This is a genomic window from Mesorhizobium sp. B1-1-7, from assembly GCF_006442705.1.
Taxonomy (GTDB): domain Bacteria; phylum Pseudomonadota; class Alphaproteobacteria; order Rhizobiales; family Rhizobiaceae; genus Mesorhizobium; species Mesorhizobium opportunistum.
Genome location: NZ_VFWQ01000004.1, coordinates 37,650 through 55,865 on the forward strand (window position 1 = coordinate 37,650; position 18,216 = coordinate 55,865).

Consider the following 18,216-nt stretch of genomic DNA (forward strand, 5'->3'; position numbering starts at 1 on the left):
GAGCTGCCTGAAAACCACGACCCGGGGAAGATCGATGACCAACCGCAGAAAGATTGCCCAAATAAGGGAACTCGTTAGAAAAAGGCGTGAGCCCTCTGCTGGCTCCCCTCTGTCCGGCTACACAGTTCCGTATAGTAAAATCGGCGATTTCCATGGAAGCGCCTTCGACTTTGATGACCATGTTGTGCCTTGGTCAAAAACTGCTTCCAATCTGTCACCTAGGATCATGTTGATCGCTCAAGATTGGGCATCAGAGGATTTTCTGTCTGGTGAGTTCGACCAAGACCAATTTGAGTTTGGATATACGCCTAGCCTGCCTTCAAACCAAAATCTTTTCCGACTCCTAAGAGAACACTTGCATACCACGTTTGAGGAAACCTTTGCCACCGACGCATTCGTTTTTATAAAGCCGGGAAATATGACTGAAACAATCAATATTAGAGATATGCGCAGAAGTGCCTTCGAGTATGCACTGCCACAGATAGAGATAATTAAGCCGCGCGTGGTCCTCTGCATCGGCTCATCAGCTTACAATGCAATACGATTTTCACAGGGATGCAGATACGCATCCATAGCCAGTTCTTTAGGAGAGGCGCCGCTTAGGGTGGGTTCAATCCCCGTATTTGGCGTTCATCACACAGGAGGTTTGGCGACCCTCTTTGCAGGCGGACCAGAGGCTCAGGATCGCCAATGGGCCCGCTTAGCTGCGATGATCCAGAAACTGTGCTGACGTAACCCACTTGGAGAGGCGCTTCCGTTTTTCGGATCCTGGTGGCGCCAAAAGGCATCCGGAGAGATGGACCGCGGTATTCCTAGGACTTCATGTTTGGGGCGTTTTGCCCGTTAAGGGATGTTGGTTGGTTCCTGGTGATTCCGATCGGCAGGTCCTCGAAACAGGAGTCGCGCAGTAATTGGCGTCCGCATTGGCTTGGAGCTTTCAGGACGCGAGAGTCATCAGTTAGGTGGGCAGGCACGGACAACGAGCGGCCACACCAGTCTAGACAGGAACCAATGCACCTCGCGTCCGGTGCATTCGCCCTTGCTCCATGTGCGAATTGTCTTGCATGATCTGGCTGGAATGGGCGGCTGATGGCTTTTATCTTCTACGACACCGAGACCACCGGCGCTGACAGATGCTTCGATCAGATACTGCAGTTCGCGGCGGCTCTGACCGATGATGATCTGAACGTCATCGACAGTTTCGAGATACGTTGCCGGCTGCTCCCACACATGGTTCCATCGCCAGGCGCCATGGTCGTCACTGGTGTGCGTGTCGATCAGCTGTTCGATTTGCAAATCCCGTCGCACTACGAGATGTGCAGGCGAATTCATGAGGTCTTGACGGCTTGGTCTCACGCGACCGTGGTCGGCTATAACTCGATCAGCTTTGATGAGGAGCTGCTTTGGCGGGCCTTCTATTTGAGCCTCCTACCGATCTATCTGACAAACACCGGCGGCAATTCGCGATTGGACATCATGCCACTTGCGGGTGCTGCACACACGGTCGTCCCGGAAGGATTTAATTGGCCCATCAATGAAAAGGGCCGAACAAGCTACAGGGCGTCGGCTTGACTTTTCGGGGCAATTTGAAGTCGCGCTTCGTGGCGACTGATTTACTTTGAGGCGCCTCACGTCACGCTTGCGGACTATTCGCGTGCCATTGCGGCCAGGATTCATTCGAAGACCAAGATGACCGGCCGTTGGACCTCGCTTGAAGAGAAGATCGCGGATGCCCTGGAAATGTTAGTGGATGGTCCTCCAAACGCCAGGCAATCCTCCGGGAACACCTCGCTAGGCTGATTGACTGGCGGGAAGGCCAAACTGACTTGGGTAGCCCGAAACCAAGTCAAAACCTGATCGCTCTAGAGCCAAGTTCGGCACCTTTTTGCCCATGGATCCGGATCTAGCTAACCTTCAAAATTAGGTTCCAATGTCATTGAGCAAGATCTCGAAGAACGCCGCATTCCGCTTCTCGGCATCAGAGATCAATTTGTTGAAACCGATGACTTCAATGAAAACATCGAAATCCTCGTGGTATTTGAACAGCCCGGTTTTCTCCCAAGTCTCGTCAAAATCATAACGCCGTGCCAGCTGTCTCAGGGTGGGCTCTAAATCAGCGACAATGATCGCCGTAATCGGAGTCGATTCCGGAATATCGATCGTCTTCCCTGACGTCGTAACAAAAGACTTTCGTTCGCGGATATGCTCGACGGTATCGTGGATTTGACGGATTGGATCAAGGCCCTCTCGACCGAATGAATAGTCGTCCCGGCCTGGGCGCTTGAATTCCACGATAACGACGCTTGTATTGCCCTGCCCACCGGCGACGTAGCACTCATCATAGAATGCAATATCCGTTACCTTGTCCCCCAACGCCCGCCGGCCGCCGTGTAAGGTTCGGTCGCTCGAAATGTAGGAGACAAACGCTAATCGTTCATCGAGCAGCCAGAGGTTATGCTGAAAGTATTTCGTAGAGACAGAATCCTCTCTCCGAGGGAACATCAATTGATGAAAAGCGTCTTCGCGCGTCATCGCGCCCGCGTCATCCGCACCTCTTAGTTGATCAGCGATCTCTATTACAGCTTTTCGGTGGACTATGTATTCGGCTAGGGCATCCCGGTAAGTGTCGGAAACGCGCGCTAGAAGCTGCGCCTTTCGTGCGGCGAACAACTTTGGATCGGCAATGGTCGTTTGCACGTACGTCGACCATCGCCTCTCTTCCCGCAGTCGTTGAATGGCGAGGTCGGAAACGAAGTTCTCTTGCCTCCAACTATTCGGTTTTGATCGAACATAATCGGCAACGGTAGTCCCGCTTAGCGCGTAACGGAGCAGTGGGTGGCGCGTTAGCAGCGACAGAACGGCATCTTGTTGATCCGCCTTTATGATCTCGTGTTGCGCACTCTCAGTCGAGAGTATGGCTTGGCAAGCAAGGTCTACGATTTCCGCGACTTGGTCTTCACTGGCCTCAAGCGAGGTTCGCGCCAAGTTTGCGTTGGCATCGAGGAACGCTCCAGAAACGCTCGCGATTACGACATACTCGGTCCCGTCAGATCTCTGGAACGCCGGTCGACCCAGTTTGTTTTCTATGGCCCGGCCGGCACCAAGAAGGCGGTTGTCAGCAAAAAACAGCAATGTGTGGCGTGAAAAGGGTTTTCCTCTATCCACCCTAGACACATCGCATTTGAACTCGAACGTCGTGTCGCCGAAATCGATTGAGAATTTGTGCGTTTGCTCGTGCCTAAAGATCGATTTGAAATGGGACCTCAAATCGTAATCTTTGCCGCCGATAATGACCTTGGTGTCCGGCATCCTTCCATCGACGAGATATGTTAGGAAATTGCTTGAGAGGCCGTCTAATATCGATTCCTCTGTCAATTCGGACCACCGATTTCGGTAAGCCGGTTTGATCTGTCGGTATGTTACCGCACAGCCCGTCTCGAACTCCGGGGCAATGCCACCCTTTGTTTCAATAATTTCTTCAGCCGCAAAGATGTCGAAGATGAAGCTTCTCGTCCCAGGCTCGTCCTGCTCCGACATCGATTTGGAAAAATAGGCCACCTCTTCAAACACCTTGAATGCGATAAAACGCCCAAACCCTTTGCCGCCACGCCTAAGCTTGTTCCCCGTGAATGGTGTTCGGAAGGCAAAATAATTATCTTTATTCAGGCCGTCTCCGTTGTCAGAGACGGTGACCGAAAACTCCTCGGGTGTCGTCCCAATGGATATCGAGAATGTGAGTTTGCCTTCGTTCGCAATGTTGCCTCCGCCAAACTTCTCCAACAGCGCATGAATGGAGTTTGACCCGGCTTCGTAAACGGGAAGCATGAAAGCATCGAAGTGCCCTGCGAGGTGGGTGCGCTCGAGGACGGCGGGCATATCAGGCTTCAGCAGTTGCGGCATTCATCCTCCCGGCGCCGGAGTCGTGTTCTCTGGTATTAGCAGATTTTTGGAATCGGGATATCACCGGATCGGTCCAATACCAATTGAGCGAAACCGCTGATGAGTGACGGCTGTGCTCCTTGAGCACAAGCAGCGTTAGGACAGGGCAGGATGGAGTCTCCCGTCAGGGAGTTCCGTGTAAGAGCGACCCATTCCGAGGTCGCATAGGAAAATACAATTCACCGACGCTCAGGAGCAACCGCCCTCTCGGTTCGTCAACCTGTCTCGCTCCCGCATTTGACGCCGCTTTTCATTCAGCCGCTTCTCGGGCGGCCAAGCGGTGATGATATTCTTCCCATCTGAAAGGACATAGATCCGTTCTCCTAACCGCTCGATTTTGACCGAGTAGATAGACACCCTTTTCGATCGCTTCTCGATCACCTTGGCATAGCCAGTCTTGATGTCCCGAACCATGTCCGAGAACTCGCCTGGCCCAAGAACGATCCCGTAGCGGATGAGTAGCTGACGATGAAAATGCCAGTGCTTTTCCGGGATCGAAGCGCCGAGCCATCGTGGATTGAGGTATGGCTTCTTGCTCATCGGCAATTGGTCAATTTCTGGAACACTTGCCGAAGCAGTTGCACTCGTTCCAACGTCGGAGCTGGGTCGGTTTCGCCGCTCACGAGTCTGATGAATTCAATCCATGCGAATTCATTTGGCGTGATGGAGGTCTCTGCGGTGAGCCTTTGGTGGATGACAACAGAGAGTTCACATTCGGCGTCCGTCATTTGCCGAAGATCCCGCGGAGAGCAGCCCTCGACCTCGATGTGAGGCTCGGATCCGAATAGTCTGACGCTTTGCGGATCTCCTCCAGCCAGGCTGTCTCGTTTTCGGTAACGAGGGTCCCGAAGATTTTACGAATGGCCAACTCCGTCGTGTCTCCGCCTAGCTGCTCCACGGCCATCATAAAGAGGAGGGCAGCATCAACCTCGAGCGCCTTAGCCAGACCCGGAACGCGGTCAAGTGGAAGCTTGCTATTGCCAAGCTTGATGTTCGTGAGCATGTTGTGTTGCCCAAATCCGGCCTCGCTGGCGATGGTCGACTGTGTCTTTCTTGCTTTCAATTCAAGAATTCGCCTTTCAACAAATTGCGCAAGCCGCGTGTTGGCGTAGGGTTTTTTCTTAGAGTCATTCAAAATCCACCTTCCTTGTATCACTCAGATCTTCGATGATCTGTCTTGTGTCTTTATAGCGATCAGCAGACGGTGAAATCGGAAGGGATCAAGGCGAAACGCTATAGGCGCTACTTTGCCAAGCGGCGCTTTCCCCAATTGCGACACGCTTCAATTTATGGAGCATCGGATCGGCTGGGTTACTGGTTGCAATTCGGTAGGCTGCAGCTCGTCTACGACGTGTTCTGAGACGGGCGTTAGCGTGTAGCCTATCCGCCACAGGCGACAGGTTCGAATAGCCCAGGCGCATCATCTACGCGGCAGTATTGGCGGCTGCACGTTATAAAGGGCCGGCGCACCTCAAAGGCGCTCAACCCTCTGTGTCCATGATTTGAGAGCATAGCCGAATGGCAACCGTTACCCGCACTTCACTTCATGACCTGGTCTGGACCAAGACAATGGACGAGGTCGCCGCTGATCTCGGTAGTTCGGCCGGGACGGTCATCGCGATCTGCCGAGCAAACGACATACCAATTCCGCCACCCCACTATTGGCGAAAGATCGCCAACGGCAGTCCACCAAAGCGCCGGGCGCTGCCAACAAATAAATTTAAGCGAAATCAGACGGTGCTCATAGGCGACCAAGTCGAACCTGTTATCAATGAACAGAGGCTCGCGAGCTCGGGCGCCGGCTCCGAACAACTCCTCCGGGACGCAGTTGCGGTCGAGATAACCGACCCGATTGCTGTCGCAATTCAGAAGGACCTGCGGCGTTCCTCATCGGGTGGCGAAGTGCGACAACGAGCGGGCTTCATACGAGTAGACATAGGCGTAGAAAGCCTCCCTCGTGCTGCGAATCTCATTGCAACGATAAAGGCTGCCATTTTGGAGCGGTCTTGGAGCGTCGCTATAGACGGCAAGCGTGGTGCGGTGGTCGATGGTGAGAATGTCGAGTTGGCCTTATCGGGACGATACGCATCGATCCCGCATACGCCTACCGCAGCAGATATTCGCGACTATCGGAGTTATGGCCGACCTATTCCCGAGCACGATCAGGTGCGGTCCGGACATTTGCAGCTGTCGATCACCAATGCCACCTACCTCGGGGTCCGTCAAAAGTGGGCTGACGGCAAACGTCAACGGGTCGAGGATGTCTTAACGAGCTTTGTCGAAGGGATCGAGCGCGCAGCCACAGCCTTGAAGAAGCGGCGCATTGAGCGCGAGGAGCGAGCGCGTAAATGGGCGGAGGAGGAGAAGCGCCGACAGGAACGAGAGCGGCTAGAAGCGATTGATCGAGTTCGCGGAAGGATCTTCAAGGAACAGGCATCCGCACATCAAGAGGCCCTGGTGCTCCATGGTTACATCGAAGCCGTGAAGAGCCGGCTGGTTCGAGGGTCCGGGCAAGACGTTCAAACTCTAGGATGGATCGCTTGGGCAGAGAACTACGTTGCGCGAAAGGACCCGCTCAATGGTGAGTTGCCCGTCCTCCTTAGCGAAGAAGACGCCCTCAGAATGAGGTGGCAGTATCCTGACAAATAGGGACTTGCTGTTTGCGGGACGTGCCGTTGAGAGAGCCACAGTGGCGCCTATCTAGCGCCTCCAGGGAGCACCGGAAATCAACGAGCCGGCCAACCGGAACAACCATCGTCGGGAAGCCCATGCTAGCTGCTTGCGGAATTGGCCGGTCGCGTGGTCGGCCCAGTCTCAATCAAGAAGGACAAATCATGAACATCCGGTGTGATTTTCGGTGTGACTTTTGGTCTCGAAACCCACACCGAAACACCATTTGTTCTAATTTCGCCGATTTTGTTCCGATAAGGCTCTTGCGCTACACCCCTTGAGATTATAGGGCTTTGCGCGGTCCGGAGTGTAGCGCAGCCCGGTAGCGCACTTGACTGGGGGTCAAGGGGTCGTCGGTTCGAATCCGGCCACTCCGACCATTTTAGAACAAGGACTTGCCCCCAAAGTCCTACTCTCAGTTCCGGCGTACTTCGCAGGATGACTGATGGAGTAAAAGAGCTGCTTTGAGCTCTTTCATTGATTTCCGAGTGTTTCCTGCGACCATCGACGGGTATGTAGGGAGATTCGAGATGGTGATCTGTCGCGCTACTCTGGCGTGCATATTCCATGGTGCATCGAACTGCAGCCGCCTCTGGTGGGGAACTCCGTGCGTTCGGACATGACATTTCGATACTGAAGAACAAGGTTGATCAAACTCAGGATCAGCTATCAGTCGATGGAAAAGTCATACACACAAACGAGTATGTCAGTTTCGACGAAATCGCCGTCGTAAACGGCACGCCAGTCATTGTCGGCGACTCGAGCCCGAGTGGCAATGCATGCGACGCAAGCCCCTTCGTTTTGTCTTTTCCGCCGGGAAAGGCGCCTCGGCTTTGGGTGCGGGCTTTTTCATGCCCGAATGAAAACCGCACACCTGACATCTTCCTCAAGGAATCGCTCTACTGGTGAAGATCTGGCCCGTTGACTGATATGCGGATTTCGGAGCCGAGCGCTCTACGAGCCCTTTACTGGGCTCGATTTGCGCCTGGAAGTGTCAGGTCAGTGTAGGCACAGTGATCGATGGAAGATTGGGCCAAGGCAAAATACAGCTAGTTGCAAAAAGGTCACATACTTTTTACACCGTCCCGGCTATTGTCATGGACGGGGGAATTACTTGGGCTGGGAGAAATACGTGAATAAGTTCTTAGCAGTTTTCGCTGTTGCCGCCCTGTCGGCAAGCACTGCCTCAGCAGCGGACGTGGTGGCCCCGGTTGCGGGGTCGGCCTATGACTGGAACGGTTTCTATGCTGGCGGCCATATCGGCGTTGCCAATGGTGACATCACGGCGACGGACATGACCGAGCCAAACGGCGGCTTTTTCACCGAGCTCGTTCCGGCCGGAACAGAGGGCTTTGACTTCAACAAAGCCGGCGTAGCCGGGGGTATCCATGCGGGCGCGCAATGGCAGTGGGGGCAATTCGTTCTGGGCGGCGAGGCGACCTGGACGGCAACGGGCATCCGCAAAACCATCACGAGCCCCTATTATTCGGACAGTGACACCGAGACCGCCAAGATCTCGAATTATGCCACGATCGTTGGCCGTGTCGGCTACGCCTTCGATCGCGTGCTGATTTACGCGAAGGCGGGCTATGCCGGCGGCAAGGTGGATTTCCGCGCCCGAGACAATGACGCTCTCGTGTCCTACGAGAAGAATGAGTGGCAGAACGGCTATGCGCTCGGCGCCGGCATCGACTATGCCCTTACGAACAACCTCTCGCTGGGCGTGGACTACACCCACATTGACCTCGGTCATAAGACGAGCACGGGCGACAACGTTTACGATGACGGGCACCTCGGTGACAATCCTGAGACGTATCGCACCAAGGCAAAGGTCGATGCCGTGATGGCCAGGCTAACCTACAAGTTCGGAATGCGTCAGTAGTTAGCCGTTTGAGCTTCAGGCGTCACGGGGAGCCCGCAAGGAGCTCCCCTATTCGTATTTGGTTTTCATGACGCCATTGGTCGATTAGGGCGACAGCTCAGCCCGTCGCGACCCTACCCCTGGCAGACATCCACCCATTCAGCACCGGTAAGCTCGACCATCCTCCGCGGCGCAATCCGTACCGCCGCGTTGGTGGCGCCGGCGGCGGGGACAACCTCGTCGAACTCGCGCAGCGATACGTCGCAATAGACCGGCAGGGGCGCCGGCAGGCCGAACGGGCAGACGCCACCGACCGGATGGCTCGTAGCGGCGACAACTTCCTCCGCGTCCAGCATGCGCGGCTTGCCGGCGAACTGGTCCTTGAATTTGCGGTTGTCCAACCTTGCGATGCCGCTGGTCACGACCAGCATGGTGCGGTCGCCGACGCGAAGGCAGATCGTCTTGGCGATCTGCGCCGGCAACACGCCATGCGCCTGCGCCGCCAGCGTCACGGTCGCCGAACTCGCTTCCGTGACGATGACCTCGATATCGGGCGCATGAGCGGCGAAGAACGCACGAACGGATTTCAGGCTCATATCGAAAACCTCAGGGTTCAAGGATGCCGCGCGTATAAACACGTGCGATTTGCAAGTCGGCAAGCCTGGCCGGTGGCAAAACCCGTGGCGTCAGCAAAAAACCCGCCAAGGGGCCTTGGCGGGTTTTTCGGGCATGCCTGGTACTGGCTTATGCCAGGGGCCGGCCTTGTGCGGCCGGCGTGCTGGCTGCCGAAGCAATGAGAGTGTCCGGAGGAAGCCGAAGCGCGGACGCAATACGACGCAGCTTCGCCGGATCGGCTGCCCTGCCGTTCTCGATGTCCTCGATTTCGTCGACCGACAGGCCGCACGTCAGGGAAAGCTCTTCCAAACTGTATCCGCGGGTTTCCCGCATGGCCTTGAGGGCACTGTAATCTTGCCCGATCTCATTGGCTAACGGTTCGGAGAGGGCATGGCTTTTTGCATTTTTGGGCATTGGCAACTCCGTTGGCTGAAAGAGTTTGATCAAAATGGGATGTTGCCTGAGACGATGGGAAGATGCCCGCTCGGCGGCGATTTGCCAAGTCCCAAAAAGACCGTCACGCTATCGTGAACCAAGGGTCCGCACTGCGTCCCGGCCACCTCGTCCCGATCAAGTTGTTTTGAATGCCGAAGCATCCTTTGCTCGGCATTTTGGCCACGCCCATTCGTTGTCCTGGCGTTGCCGGCGTGAAAGCCGATCGGCTCCTGCTAGCCTTTTCCTGGCCAGCCTTTTCCTGGCCAGCCTCCTCGTGCTCGGCACGATTTCCATGCTTTCCGGCGCCGGCGTGGCTGCCGCCCAGGCAGCGGACGCGCTGCGCGTGCGCGGCACGGTCATCAGTTTCGAACCATCGCTGCTCACGGTGAAAACCCGCCAGGGTGAAACCTCGGCGATCAAGCTCAATGCCGGCTGGAAGGTTTCAGGCGTCACCAGCGCCTCCATGAAGGACATCAAACAGGGCGACTTCCTCGGCATCGCCTCCGTCTCGAAGGCGGATGGCGGCAGCGGCGCGCTGGAAGTGGTGGTCTTTCCGGCAGCCCTGAAGGGCACCGGCGAGGGTGATCGGCCATGGGACCTGCAGCCGAACAGCCGCATGACCAACGGCACCGTCGCCGACGTCACCGACATCAACGGACGAGCCGTCACGCTGACCTACGACAATGGGCAGACCAAGAAGATCTCGATACCCGACAGCACGCCTGTCGTGACCTTCGCCCCGGCCACGCCGACCGATCTCAAGCCAGGCGCAACGGTCTTCGTCACCGCGCAGCGCGAGGCCAACGGCACACTGAGCTCCAGCCGCGTCGTGGTGGGAAACAAAGGCGTGGTACCGCCGATGTAGTGGAAACCCGCGGCAAAACGCGGCTTTTGGCCTGCGGGATGAAGACGGCGAAAAGCCTGGATTTCCCGGAAATAGTCCAGAAACAAAATTCTACAATCGGGAAATACTGACGAAAAAATCGAGGAGCGTAATCGCCATCGCGGCGGTCGGGTTGTCGGCCCGTTTCATACCTGCCTGCGAAAAGAAGGAAACGATCCATGAAGAAGTCCCTCCTCTCGGCCCTCGGGCTTGCAGTCGCGCTTGCTTTCACGGTGCCGGTGATCGGTGCAACGAGCGCGGATGCGGCCACGATGGCAAGGCATCATCATCGTCATCACCATCATCATCGCCACCACCATCGCTACCATCACCACCATCATCACCACCACCACATGAAGAAGATGGGCAACAAGGCCTAAGGATTGCCAATGAGAAGACCGGCCTTGGCTTCCCTGTTCAAGGCTGGTCTTCTCCTGATTCAAGAGGCTCGATTGCGGGCCGTATCGGTCCGGCGTTCGCCGGCCAGATCGGGCGGCTCTGGCGGTTCGACCGATCCGCGTCCTGCGGCGGCGCCACAAAGGTGCCGTGGCCCTCTATGCCGACGCGCTTTGCGCTCGGCTCGCAGGGACGCGCCTCAGCGCCGGCTGAACAGCAGGCTGGCAACCAGGCCGAGCACCACAAGACCGACCGCCGCGGCCGCCGCCGGATGGTCACGGGCCGACTTTTCGATCGCCCTGCCCTGCTTGCGGATCGCCGGCATGGCATCGCGCAGGCGTCCGGCCAGATCTGAATAGGTGTCGAGCGCGGCGTCACGACCGTCTTCGTAGTAGGCGCCGCTCCGCCTGGAGACGGCCTTTTTCAGCGCTGCCAATTCCCTGGAGAGAGCCTCGACCTGCCTGTCGAGGTCAATATCCGAAAGGGTCGAGAACGATGCCATGACGTGCTTCCTTCATTTGCAGAAGGAAACGTAACGCCTCACCCGCAGACGGGTTCCGGTTTGCGCACCGGAGCCTTCGTGCGCCGGTCAGCGCACCTGGTCGAGCAGGCGTTTGCATTCCAGGAGGTCGAACAGCGCCTCCTGAAGCAGCGCTCGGTTGTCGCGCGAGAGTTTCGACGCATCCGGCTGGACCGGACCTTCCTCATCGCCCTTGCCGAGGCCGAAAAAGCGCCGGCTGGGCTTGACCCTTGGCTGCCCAACCAGTTCATCGTCCCCGCCGCGTGGCTGCGCCGCCGGCGTCAACGGCACCTGGTCGGCCTGCTTGCGTTGCGAGATCGCCTCGACGGCGGCCATGTCGCCATTGCCGATGGCGACCAGGAAATGATTGCCGTTTTCGCGCAGCAGCTTCTGCACGCCTTTGATCGTGTAGCCCTGGTCATAGAGCATGTGACGGATGCCCTTGATCAGTTCGACGTCCTGCGGGCGGTAGTAGCGGCGGCCGCCGCCACGCTTCATCGGCTTGATCTGGTTGAAGCGCGTCTCCCAGAAACGCAGCACATGCTGTGGCAGGTCGAGATCTTCGGCGACCTCGCTGATGGTACGGAAGGCGTCAGGGCTCTTGTCCATGGGCGAAATCCTCACGCTGGAGCGTGATCCGGAACGGTCTTCAGACGGGATCACGCTCAACCAAGAGAAAGCTCATTCCGTTTGCGCGGAATGGATCTTACGCAGAACACCAATCCGGCCATGCTGCCGAATCGGGTCTTATTTCAGCGGTTTGTGAAACAATATTCAAGCCCGGTGTCATGCCGGGGCCGGTTTTCAACCGCACAATGGACGCACCTTGGGAGGCCTACTTGCCGCCCTTGGCCTTGCTGTTCTGGTGAGAACGCAGGATGCGGTTCTTCAGCACGTTCGACGACTTGAAGGTCATCACCCGGCGCGGCAGGATCGGCACCTCTTCACCCGTCTTGGGATTGCGCCCGATACGCTCGTTCTTGGAGCGGACATGGAATGTCGCGAATGACGATAATTTCACCGTCTCGCCACGAACGATGGCTTCGCAGATTTCATCCAGCACCGCTTCGACAAGCTCCGCGGATTCAGTCCGCGACAGACCGACCTTTCGGTAGACGGCCTCGGCAAGGTCGGCGCGCGTAAGTGTCTTTCCCCCCATGCGACCGTCCCATCAGTTCAAACATAAAATCGGCACAACAGCCGCAGAGCCTAAGTAATTGATCCGGCAAGGTCAAGGACCGAAACCGGACCGTTTGGCAACTTACCAACGAACCAGAACAGCGCCCCAGGTGAAGCCGCCGCCCATCGCTTCCAGGAGCACGAGGTCACCCTTCTTGATGCGGCCATCGGCAACGGCCACCGACAACGCCAGCGGTACGGAAGCAGCCGAGGTGTTACCGTGCAAATCGACGGTAACCACCACTTTTTGGTCATCTATCCCGAGCTTCCTGGCGGAAGCGTCAATAATTCGTTTATTGGCCTGATGCGGCACGAACCAATCCAGGTCGGCGGCCGTGATGCCGGCGTCCGAGAAGGTCGCCTCGATGACGTCGGTGATCATGCCGACCGCATGCTTGAAGACTTCGCGGCCTTCCATGCGGAGGTGGCCGACCGTTCCCGTGGTCGATGGGCCGCCGTCGACAAAAAGCTTGTCCTTGTGCGCCCCGTCGGAGCGCAGGCTGGCCGCCAGAACGCCGCGATCGGCGATCGTGCCGCTGCCCTCCCCGGCTTCCAGAACCAGCGCGCCGGCGCCGTCGCCGAACAGCACGCAGGTCGAGCGATCGCTCCAGTCGAGAATGCGCGAAAAAGTCTCCGAGCCGATCACCAGCACGTGCTTGGCCAGGCCGCCACGGATGTAGAGATCGGCCGTCGTCACCGCATAGACAAAGCCGGAGCACACCGCCTGCATGTCGAAGGCAAAGCCGTGATGCATGCCAAGCCGGTTCTGGATGTCGACCGCGGTGGCAGGGAATGTGTTGTTGGGCGTCGAGGTCGCCAGCACGATCAGGTCGATGTCGTCCGGCGTCAGCCCGGCATCGGCCAGTGCCGCGCGCGCCGCGGCCTCACCCAGGGACGCCGTCGTCTCGTCGTCGGCCGCGATATGGCGCTGGCGGATGCCGGTGCGCTGGGCGATCCACTCGTCCGAGGTTTCGACCATGCCTTCGAAATCGGCATTCTTCATGATGCGGTGGGGCAGCGCGGCACCGGTGCCGCGCACGACTGATCTGATCAAAGTTCTTTCCTATTCCTTCGCGTCGATAACGACGTCGGATTTCCTAGATGTCAGGGCATGCGGGTTGCGCGCATGAAACAGGTCCAGGTCGGCCTCGATGCGGTCGAGCAGATTGTTGCGGACCATGTCATAGCCGAGTTCGATCGCGGCGGCGAACCCGTCCGAATCAGCACCGCCATGGCTTTTGACGACGATGCCGCTCAGACCCAGGAAAACGCCGCCATTGGAGCGGCCGACATCCATCTTTTCGCGCAGCCGATCGAAGGCGCCCTTGGCGAAGACGTAGCCGATCTTGGCCATCAGGGTGCGGCTCATGGCGGCGCGCAGATAACCTGCGATCTGGCGAGCGGTGCCTTCCGCCGTCTTCAGCGCGATATTGCCGGCGAAGCCCTCCGTCACCACCACGTCGACCGTACCTTTGCCGATGTCGTCGCCTTCGACGAAGCCATGATAGTTCATCGAGGCCATGTTGGCCTCGCGCAGCATGCGTCCCGCTTCCTTGACCTCTTCCTGGCCCTTGATCTCTTCCACGCCGACATTGAGCAGGCCAACCGTCGGCCGGGCAATGCCGAACACGGAGCGCGCCATGCCGGTGCCCAGAATGGCAAAATCAATGAGCTGTTGCGCATCGGCGCCAATGGTGGCGCCAACGTCCAGAACCACGCTTTCACCGCGCAATGTCGGCCACAATGCCGCGATCGCCGGGCGATCGATGGTGGCCATGGTGCGCAGGCAGAATTTCGACATCGCCATCAGCGCACCGGTGTTGCCGGCGGAGATGCAGGCGTCCGCGGCGCCCGACTTGACCGCTTCGACCGCCTTCCACATCGACGACTTCCAGCGGCCATGGCGCAACGCCTGGCTTGGCTTGTCGTCCATCCTGACCGCGATTTCGCAGTGGATGAACTCGCTGACCTCGGCCAGCTTGGGAAATTTGGCCAGTTCGGGGCGCACCAACTCCTCACGCCCGTAGATGACGAAACGGATGTCGGGACGGCGAGTCGCGACCGTCATGAGCGCCGGAATGACCACGGCTGGTCCGTGATCGCCGCCCATGGCATCGATGGAAATCCTGATCACGCGGTATTCATCTCACGGTTATGCGGCAGGTCGCTTTAGTGGCCGCAAAGGTTCGGCGAAAATAGCGGTTTTGGGTTTTCACACAACCGACTTTTCCGTCGCCGTCGCGGTTTTCAGGATTTTCCCAGCAAGGATCGCAGTTTTTGCTGAAATTCATTCTCCTCCGGTTCGGTATCGCCGGCGGCATCCAGCGCTGCGCCCGACTTGCGCGGATAGGGGTCGATCGCCAGGCCGAAGAACTGTTCGGCGAGAGCCCCGACATCGATGGTGTCGCCGGAAAACGTTTCGGGACTGTCCGGTCCGTCCGCATCGAGCAGTATTTCGCCGCCGCCTTCGAATCCCTGCCGTCCAAGCTTGGAGTCCTCGGGCAGCAACAGTGCCTCGACCGGCTCATCGATATGGGCCTCGACGGGCTCGAGGGTGACGATGCAGGCCTGGGTAATGTCGGCCTCGACACGGCCGCTGACCTTCACGCCATTGCGCTTCCAGGAGACGACCAGGAGTTCGGCGCGATAGGCTTCGACGGACAGCAGCCCGTGCTGCTCGGCGAGCGCAGCGCGCTGCGCCGCGTCGGCCTCGATCACCACGGGCAGCCCCTTCTGCGGCAGACGGGCGACATTTGCGCGGAAGGAAACCGGGCTTTGCGGATCGGCATGTTTCATCGATCAACCTCGCTTGCGAGCGGAAAAAACACAGTGCCGGAAACGATTGATTCGGACGGCTGCGCGGCCAGTTGCCGACGGGCGCCGGCGACATAGTTGGCCAGTTGCGATGCCTGCGGCCACGAGCCGGCATCGGGCTGGATATTGCGGGCAAGTGCCGCGGTCAGCCCGTCGTGATCGTTTCTCTCCAGCGCATCGTCATAGGCGGCGGTGCGGCCATAATACATCTTGGCCAGTTTCTTCATGCGTTTGGGCACACCGACGTCACCAATGCCCAGTTCGCGCAGCGAATGATCGACGTCTAGGAAGAACTCGTCGATCAGCACCTGCGCGACCTCTTGGCCCACGCCATCCTCGCCGCGCAACCGATGCTGGAACAGGAACATGTGCAGCGAAAGCATCTCGAACCGGCCGAGCGGCGTATCCGGCACATTCCAATCGGAATAAAATGCAGTCTGCCGCGCCGCCGCCACGATTTGTGCGTAAAGCGCGTCGGTGATAGCGCGGTTGGCGTGGCGTTCGCGGCCAAAAAGGCGCTGGAACATGGGGATGGTCTCCGGGGACCGTTTGTTGAATTGGCCTTGTTGCAACGGCAAGCAAGCTGGTTTACCGGTTTTGCGGCCCAGCGCAAGTTGCGGCGATGTAATGGAGAATTGTTGTTGCGCGCGCTGAATTTCAAGTCGACCTTCACTTCCGGGCCCGCCGGCGCGATCTCGCTGCTGCTTGTCGTTTCGGCATTGTCGGCATGCCACACCAGCAAGATGATCGGCGATCTCAGCCCGAGCGAGACGCTGACGCAAGGGTATGTCTACGATCAGCAGGCGGTCGATTCGGTGCCCGTCGGGTCCAGCCGCGAGCAGGTGCTTCTGGCGCTTGGCACGCCGTCGACCACGGCCACTTTCGACAATGAGGCGTTTTACTACATCTCGCAAACCCGCAAACGCTATGTCGCCTTCGACAAGCCGAGACTGATCGACCAGAAAGTGCTGGCGGTCTATTTCGGCGATGACGGCCGCGTCACCCAGATCGCCAATTACGGCTTGAAGGATGGCAAGGTTTTCGACTTCATCTCCCGCACGACGCCGACTGGCGGCAAGGACCAGAACTTCCTCAGCCAGATCATCAACGGCGCCAGCAAGCTGGCGCCCGGCATTCCCGGCGGCGGTACTCCCTGATCTTCAGATCCTGCCTTCCCTTGGAGGGCAGCACCATCTCAGGCGACCAAAAGCCCGCGGGAGCGATCCTGCGGGTTTTTGTTTTGGTCAGGGACGGTCCGGCTTGCCAGCGATAGGGCGAAACCCTATCAAAGCTGCCGGTGCTGGGGGCTTCGAAATGAGTGGCAATGATCATGCAAGGCCGGATGGCTGGATGGCCACCGGTTCGCCTGACCGTCAAACCGTGACATCCGACTGGCTTGCCATCGACCCACCAACGATCGATGGCGTCAGGATCAAGGAAATTCGGCCGGTCGCAACGTCCAACGGCTATTTGACCGAGGTCTTCCGGGACGAGTGGGAGCTCGATCAATTGCCCGTCGGCCAGGTGTTTCAGCGCACGATGTATCCCGGCGCGGTGACGGGCTGGCACGCACACAATGTGACGCTGGATCGGCTGTTCTGCTGTGCCGGCAGTGTCCGCATATCGCTCTATGACGGCCGAAAGGCCTCCCCCAGTTTCGGCGCCGTCTGGCACAAGATCGTCGGTGCGTTGCGCCCGGCGATTGTCATCATCCCGCCGGGCGTGTGGCACGGTGTGACCGCGCTCGGGCCGGAGACGGCCATGCTGCTCAATCTGGTCGACAAGGCCTATGCCTATGACGCGCCGGACCACTGGCGCCTGCCGCCGGACACCGAACACATCCCCTACAAGCTGGTGTAGCGTGGAGCAACCGGGCCAGTCCGATGCGACCGGGTGGAACGCGCCGCTCGTCTCGGTGGTGATTGCCACGCACAACCGGCCCGCCGCGCTGCGACAGGCGTTGAAGAGTGTGCTGGCCCAGACCTTGCAGGACTTTGAAATTCTGGTGATCGGCGACGCCTGCCGCCCTGACACAGCAGCCGTCGTCGGCGAATTTGGCGATCCGCGCATCCTCTATGTCGACCTGCCGGTCAATTTTGGCGAACAATCAGGCCCCAACAACATCGGCTTTGCCAGGGCGCGCGGCCGGTTCGTCGCCTTGCTCAACCATGACGACCTCTGGTTTCCCGACCATCTCGCGGCGACCACGGGATGGATCGACGCGACCAATGCCGACGTGGTGATCGCGCGCGGTGTCGTTGTCGAGCCGCCGGTTGATGGCAAGCCTGTCAAGAACTCGATATTCGGGATCGGCAAGGACGGCTTCTACGATCCCGCTTCGACGACCGGGTTTGGGTCGGCGCAGATCGTGCGGCGGGCATCGTTGAACCGATTGGGACCCTGGCGCCCGGCCAGCCAGTGCTTTTGCGAATCATCGCAAGACTGGTTGTTTCGGGCCTGGCGAAAGGGCGCACTCATCTCGACGATGCCCCATCTGACCGTGCTCAAGCTGCATTCGGGCACCCGCAAGGGCAGCTATGTCGGCGACACGGCGACGGAGCAGGAGGAACTCCTTGACGCAATGCACATGCCGGACGCCCTGCGTGCGACGGTCCTTGCCACGGCCGAAGCGCCCCGCTCGAGCCGATATACCTATCTCAGGCGTAGGGTCCTGGCTGCCTGCGGCATCCATCCCAGGGCCCGGTCCTTTCGCCACAAGCATGGACGCGGCGCCTTTGTCGCCCGGCTGCGCGAGATACGCGGCCTCGCGCCAATGCCGGAGCGCGAACCGGGCGTGGACGAGATGCTGATGTTCTATCGCGACCGCAAGGATGCCGCCGCCAAGGACAGCTAAGCCAAAACCATTCGTTCCGGCGAGAAACCGCTCCCAATAAAAATCCGCGG

21 protein-coding genes and 1 tRNA gene are annotated in these 18,216 nt (G+C 58.5%); 10 read left to right on the top strand and 12 right to left on the bottom strand.

Going from position 1 to position 18,216, the window contains the following annotated elements:
- Window positions 1-34: 34 nt before the first annotated feature.
- Both FJ978_RS07295 and FJ978_RS07300 read left to right on the top strand, forming a co-directional pair.
- Window positions 35-730 carry a hypothetical protein gene (locus FJ978_RS07295; RefSeq protein WP_140571335.1) on the top strand — a complete coding sequence of 232 codons (696 nt, stop codon included), beginning with the start codon at window positions 35-37 and terminating at the stop codon, window positions 728-730.
- 359 nt (window positions 731-1,089) lie between these two features.
- Complete coding sequence (locus FJ978_RS07300) at window positions 1,090-1,572, top strand: exonuclease domain-containing protein (RefSeq protein ID WP_140571337.1); 483 nt, start codon at window positions 1,090-1,092, stop codon at window positions 1,570-1,572.
- 348 nt (window positions 1,573-1,920) lie between these two features.
- Here the strand turns inward: FJ978_RS07300 and FJ978_RS07305 are convergent, their stop codons facing one another.
- From FJ978_RS07305 to FJ978_RS07320, 3 genes are all read right to left on the bottom strand, one after another.
- Complete coding sequence (locus FJ978_RS07305) at window positions 1,921-3,900, bottom strand: hypothetical protein (RefSeq protein ID WP_140571339.1); 1,980 nt, start codon at window positions 3,898-3,900, stop codon at window positions 1,921-1,923.
- A 228-nt stretch (window positions 3,901-4,128) separates the two neighbouring features.
- Window positions 4,129-4,479, bottom strand: coding sequence for a hypothetical protein (locus FJ978_RS07310; protein WP_140571341.1), 351 nt, complete (start codon window positions 4,477-4,479; stop codon window positions 4,129-4,131).
- Between the two features lie 184 nt (window positions 4,480-4,663).
- Window positions 4,664-5,074, bottom strand: coding sequence for an XRE family transcriptional regulator (locus FJ978_RS07320; RefSeq protein WP_140571345.1), 411 nt, complete (start codon window positions 5,072-5,074; stop codon window positions 4,664-4,666).
- A 383-nt stretch (window positions 5,075-5,457) separates the two neighbouring features.
- On the opposite strand from FJ978_RS07320, the gene FJ978_RS07325 reads away from it, so the two are divergent.
- The 3 genes from FJ978_RS07325 (at window position 5,458) to FJ978_RS07335 (ending at window position 8,491) form a co-directional block, all read left to right on the top strand.
- Window positions 5,458-6,588 carry a hypothetical protein gene (locus FJ978_RS07325; RefSeq protein ID WP_140571347.1) on the top strand — a complete coding sequence of 377 codons (1,131 nt, stop codon included), beginning with the start codon at window positions 5,458-5,460 and terminating at the stop codon, window positions 6,586-6,588.
- A gap of 324 nt (window positions 6,589-6,912) precedes the next feature.
- A tRNA-Pro gene (locus tag FJ978_RS07330) sits at window positions 6,913-6,989 on the top strand.
- Between the two features lie 752 nt (window positions 6,990-7,741).
- Window positions 7,742-8,491 (top strand): outer membrane beta-barrel protein, encoded by a 750-nt coding sequence (locus tag FJ978_RS07335; protein ID WP_224730403.1) that lies wholly within the window; start codon window positions 7,742-7,744, stop codon window positions 8,489-8,491.
- A 113-nt stretch (window positions 8,492-8,604) separates the two neighbouring features.
- Here FJ978_RS07335 and FJ978_RS07340 read toward each other — a convergent pair whose 3' ends face one another.
- Together FJ978_RS07340 and FJ978_RS07345 are read right to left on the bottom strand one after the other, a co-directional pair.
- On the bottom strand, window positions 8,605-9,066 hold the full coding sequence (locus FJ978_RS07340) for a YbaK/EbsC family protein (protein ID WP_140571351.1): 462 nt from the start codon (window positions 9,064-9,066) through the stop codon (window positions 8,605-8,607).
- 148 nt (window positions 9,067-9,214) lie between these two features.
- Window positions 9,215-9,499 (bottom strand): helix-turn-helix transcriptional regulator, encoded by a 285-nt coding sequence (locus FJ978_RS07345; RefSeq protein WP_013895970.1) that lies wholly within the window; start codon window positions 9,497-9,499, stop codon window positions 9,215-9,217.
- Window positions 9,500-9,812: 313 nt separating this feature from the next.
- Between FJ978_RS07345 and FJ978_RS07350 the strand changes: the two genes are divergently transcribed.
- Both FJ978_RS07350 and FJ978_RS07355 read left to right on the top strand, forming a co-directional pair.
- The gene (locus FJ978_RS07350) at window positions 9,813-10,385 is read left to right on the top strand and encodes a hypothetical protein (protein WP_140571353.1); all 573 of its coding nucleotides are present in this window, start codon (window positions 9,813-9,815) and stop codon (window positions 10,383-10,385) included.
- A 197-nt stretch (window positions 10,386-10,582) separates the two neighbouring features.
- Window positions 10,583-10,783: a hypothetical protein gene (locus tag FJ978_RS07355; protein ID WP_140571355.1), complete on the top strand. Its 201-nt coding sequence runs from the start codon at window positions 10,583-10,585 to the stop codon at window positions 10,781-10,783.
- Between the two features lie 215 nt (window positions 10,784-10,998).
- Here the strand turns inward: FJ978_RS07355 and FJ978_RS07360 are convergent, their stop codons facing one another.
- The 7 genes from FJ978_RS07360 to FJ978_RS07390 form a co-directional block, all read right to left on the bottom strand.
- Window positions 10,999-11,301 (bottom strand): hypothetical protein, encoded by a 303-nt coding sequence (locus FJ978_RS07360; RefSeq protein ID WP_140571357.1) that lies wholly within the window; start codon window positions 11,299-11,301, stop codon window positions 10,999-11,001.
- Between the two features lie 87 nt (window positions 11,302-11,388).
- The gene (locus FJ978_RS07365) at window positions 11,389-11,928 is read right to left on the bottom strand and encodes a MerR family transcriptional regulator (RefSeq protein WP_013895974.1); all 540 of its coding nucleotides are present in this window, start codon (window positions 11,926-11,928) and stop codon (window positions 11,389-11,391) included.
- Between the two features lie 226 nt (window positions 11,929-12,154).
- A complete protein-coding gene (locus tag FJ978_RS07370) occupies window positions 12,155-12,478 on the bottom strand; it encodes an integration host factor subunit alpha (RefSeq protein ID WP_010915609.1) in 324 nt (107 codons plus the stop codon).
- A gap of 102 nt (window positions 12,479-12,580) precedes the next feature.
- Window positions 12,581-13,552 (bottom strand): beta-ketoacyl-ACP synthase III, encoded by a 972-nt coding sequence (locus FJ978_RS07375; RefSeq protein WP_140571359.1) that lies wholly within the window; start codon window positions 13,550-13,552, stop codon window positions 12,581-12,583.
- A 9-nt stretch (window positions 13,553-13,561) separates the two neighbouring features.
- The gene (gene plsX / locus FJ978_RS07380) at window positions 13,562-14,632 is read right to left on the bottom strand and encodes a phosphate acyltransferase PlsX (RefSeq protein WP_140571361.1); all 1,071 of its coding nucleotides are present in this window, start codon (window positions 14,630-14,632) and stop codon (window positions 13,562-13,564) included.
- 113 nt (window positions 14,633-14,745) lie between these two features.
- Window positions 14,746-15,294 carry a DUF177 domain-containing protein gene (locus FJ978_RS07385; RefSeq protein WP_140571363.1) on the bottom strand — a complete coding sequence of 183 codons (549 nt, stop codon included), beginning with the start codon at window positions 15,292-15,294 and terminating at the stop codon, window positions 14,746-14,748.
- A complete protein-coding gene (locus tag FJ978_RS07390; protein WP_140571365.1) occupies window positions 15,291-15,839 on the bottom strand; it encodes a ubiquinol-cytochrome C chaperone family protein in 549 nt (182 codons plus the stop codon). Before FJ978_RS07390 ends, FJ978_RS07385 begins: the two co-directional genes overlap by 4 nt.
- A gap of 114 nt (window positions 15,840-15,953) precedes the next feature.
- Between FJ978_RS07390 and FJ978_RS07395 the strand changes: the two genes are divergently transcribed.
- The 3 genes from FJ978_RS07395 to FJ978_RS07405 all read left to right on the top strand — a co-directional run bounded on the left by FJ978_RS07395 (window position 15,954) and on the right by FJ978_RS07405 (window position 18,166).
- Complete coding sequence (locus FJ978_RS07395; RefSeq protein WP_140571367.1) at window positions 15,954-16,469, top strand: outer membrane protein assembly factor BamE; 516 nt, start codon at window positions 15,954-15,956, stop codon at window positions 16,467-16,469.
- A 157-nt stretch (window positions 16,470-16,626) separates the two neighbouring features.
- A complete protein-coding gene (locus tag FJ978_RS07400; RefSeq protein WP_140571369.1) occupies window positions 16,627-17,172 on the top strand; it encodes a dTDP-4-dehydrorhamnose 3,5-epimerase family protein in 546 nt (181 codons plus the stop codon).
- Window position 17,173: 1 nt separating this feature from the next.
- Window positions 17,174-18,166, top strand: a complete 993-nt coding sequence (locus FJ978_RS07405; protein ID WP_013895981.1) for a glycosyltransferase family 2 protein — start codon at window positions 17,174-17,176, stop codon at window positions 18,164-18,166.
- Window positions 18,167-18,216 lie beyond the last annotated feature (50 nt).

Bases quoted from the DNA above. Each gene is read 5' to 3' on its own strand.
- FJ978_RS07365 (WP_013895974.1), bottom strand. From the start codon at position 11,928: ATGGACAAGAGCCCTGACGCCTTCCGTACCATCAGCGAGGTCGCCGAA.
- FJ978_RS07400 (WP_140571369.1), top strand. From the start codon at position 16,627: ATGAGTGGCAATGATCATGCAAGGCCGGATGGCTGGATGGCCACCGGT.
- FJ978_RS07345 (WP_013895970.1), bottom strand. From the start codon at position 9,499: ATGCCCAAAAATGCAAAAAGCCATGCCCTCTCCGAACCGTTAGCCAAT.
- FJ978_RS07300 (WP_140571337.1), top strand. From the start codon at position 1,090: ATGGCTTTTATCTTCTACGACACCGAGACCACCGGCGCTGACAGATGC.
- FJ978_RS07385 (WP_140571363.1), bottom strand. From the start codon at position 15,294: ATGAAACATGCCGATCCGCAAAGCCCGGTTTCCTTCCGCGCAAATGTC.
- FJ978_RS07305 (WP_140571339.1), bottom strand. From the start codon at position 3,900: ATGCCGCAACTGCTGAAGCCTGATATGCCCGCCGTCCTCGAGCGCACC.
- FJ978_RS07295 (WP_140571335.1), top strand. From the start codon at position 35: ATGACCAACCGCAGAAAGATTGCCCAAATAAGGGAACTCGTTAGAAAA.
- FJ978_RS07310 (WP_140571341.1), bottom strand. From the start codon at position 4,479: ATGAGCAAGAAGCCATACCTCAATCCACGATGGCTCGGCGCTTCGATC.
- FJ978_RS07350 (WP_140571353.1), top strand. From the start codon at position 9,813: ATGCTTTCCGGCGCCGGCGTGGCTGCCGCCCAGGCAGCGGACGCGCTG.
- FJ978_RS07360 (WP_140571357.1), bottom strand. From the start codon at position 11,301: ATGGCATCGTTCTCGACCCTTTCGGATATTGACCTCGACAGGCAGGTC.
- FJ978_RS07355 (WP_140571355.1), top strand. From the start codon at position 10,583: ATGAAGAAGTCCCTCCTCTCGGCCCTCGGGCTTGCAGTCGCGCTTGCT.
- FJ978_RS07325 (WP_140571347.1), top strand. From the start codon at position 5,458: ATGGCAACCGTTACCCGCACTTCACTTCATGACCTGGTCTGGACCAAG.
- FJ978_RS07390 (WP_140571365.1), bottom strand. From the start codon at position 15,839: ATGTTCCAGCGCCTTTTTGGCCGCGAACGCCACGCCAACCGCGCTATC.
- FJ978_RS07340 (WP_140571351.1), bottom strand. From the start codon at position 9,066: ATGAGCCTGAAATCCGTTCGTGCGTTCTTCGCCGCTCATGCGCCCGAT.
- FJ978_RS07370 (WP_010915609.1), bottom strand. From the start codon at position 12,478: ATGGGGGGAAAGACACTTACGCGCGCCGACCTTGCCGAGGCCGTCTAC.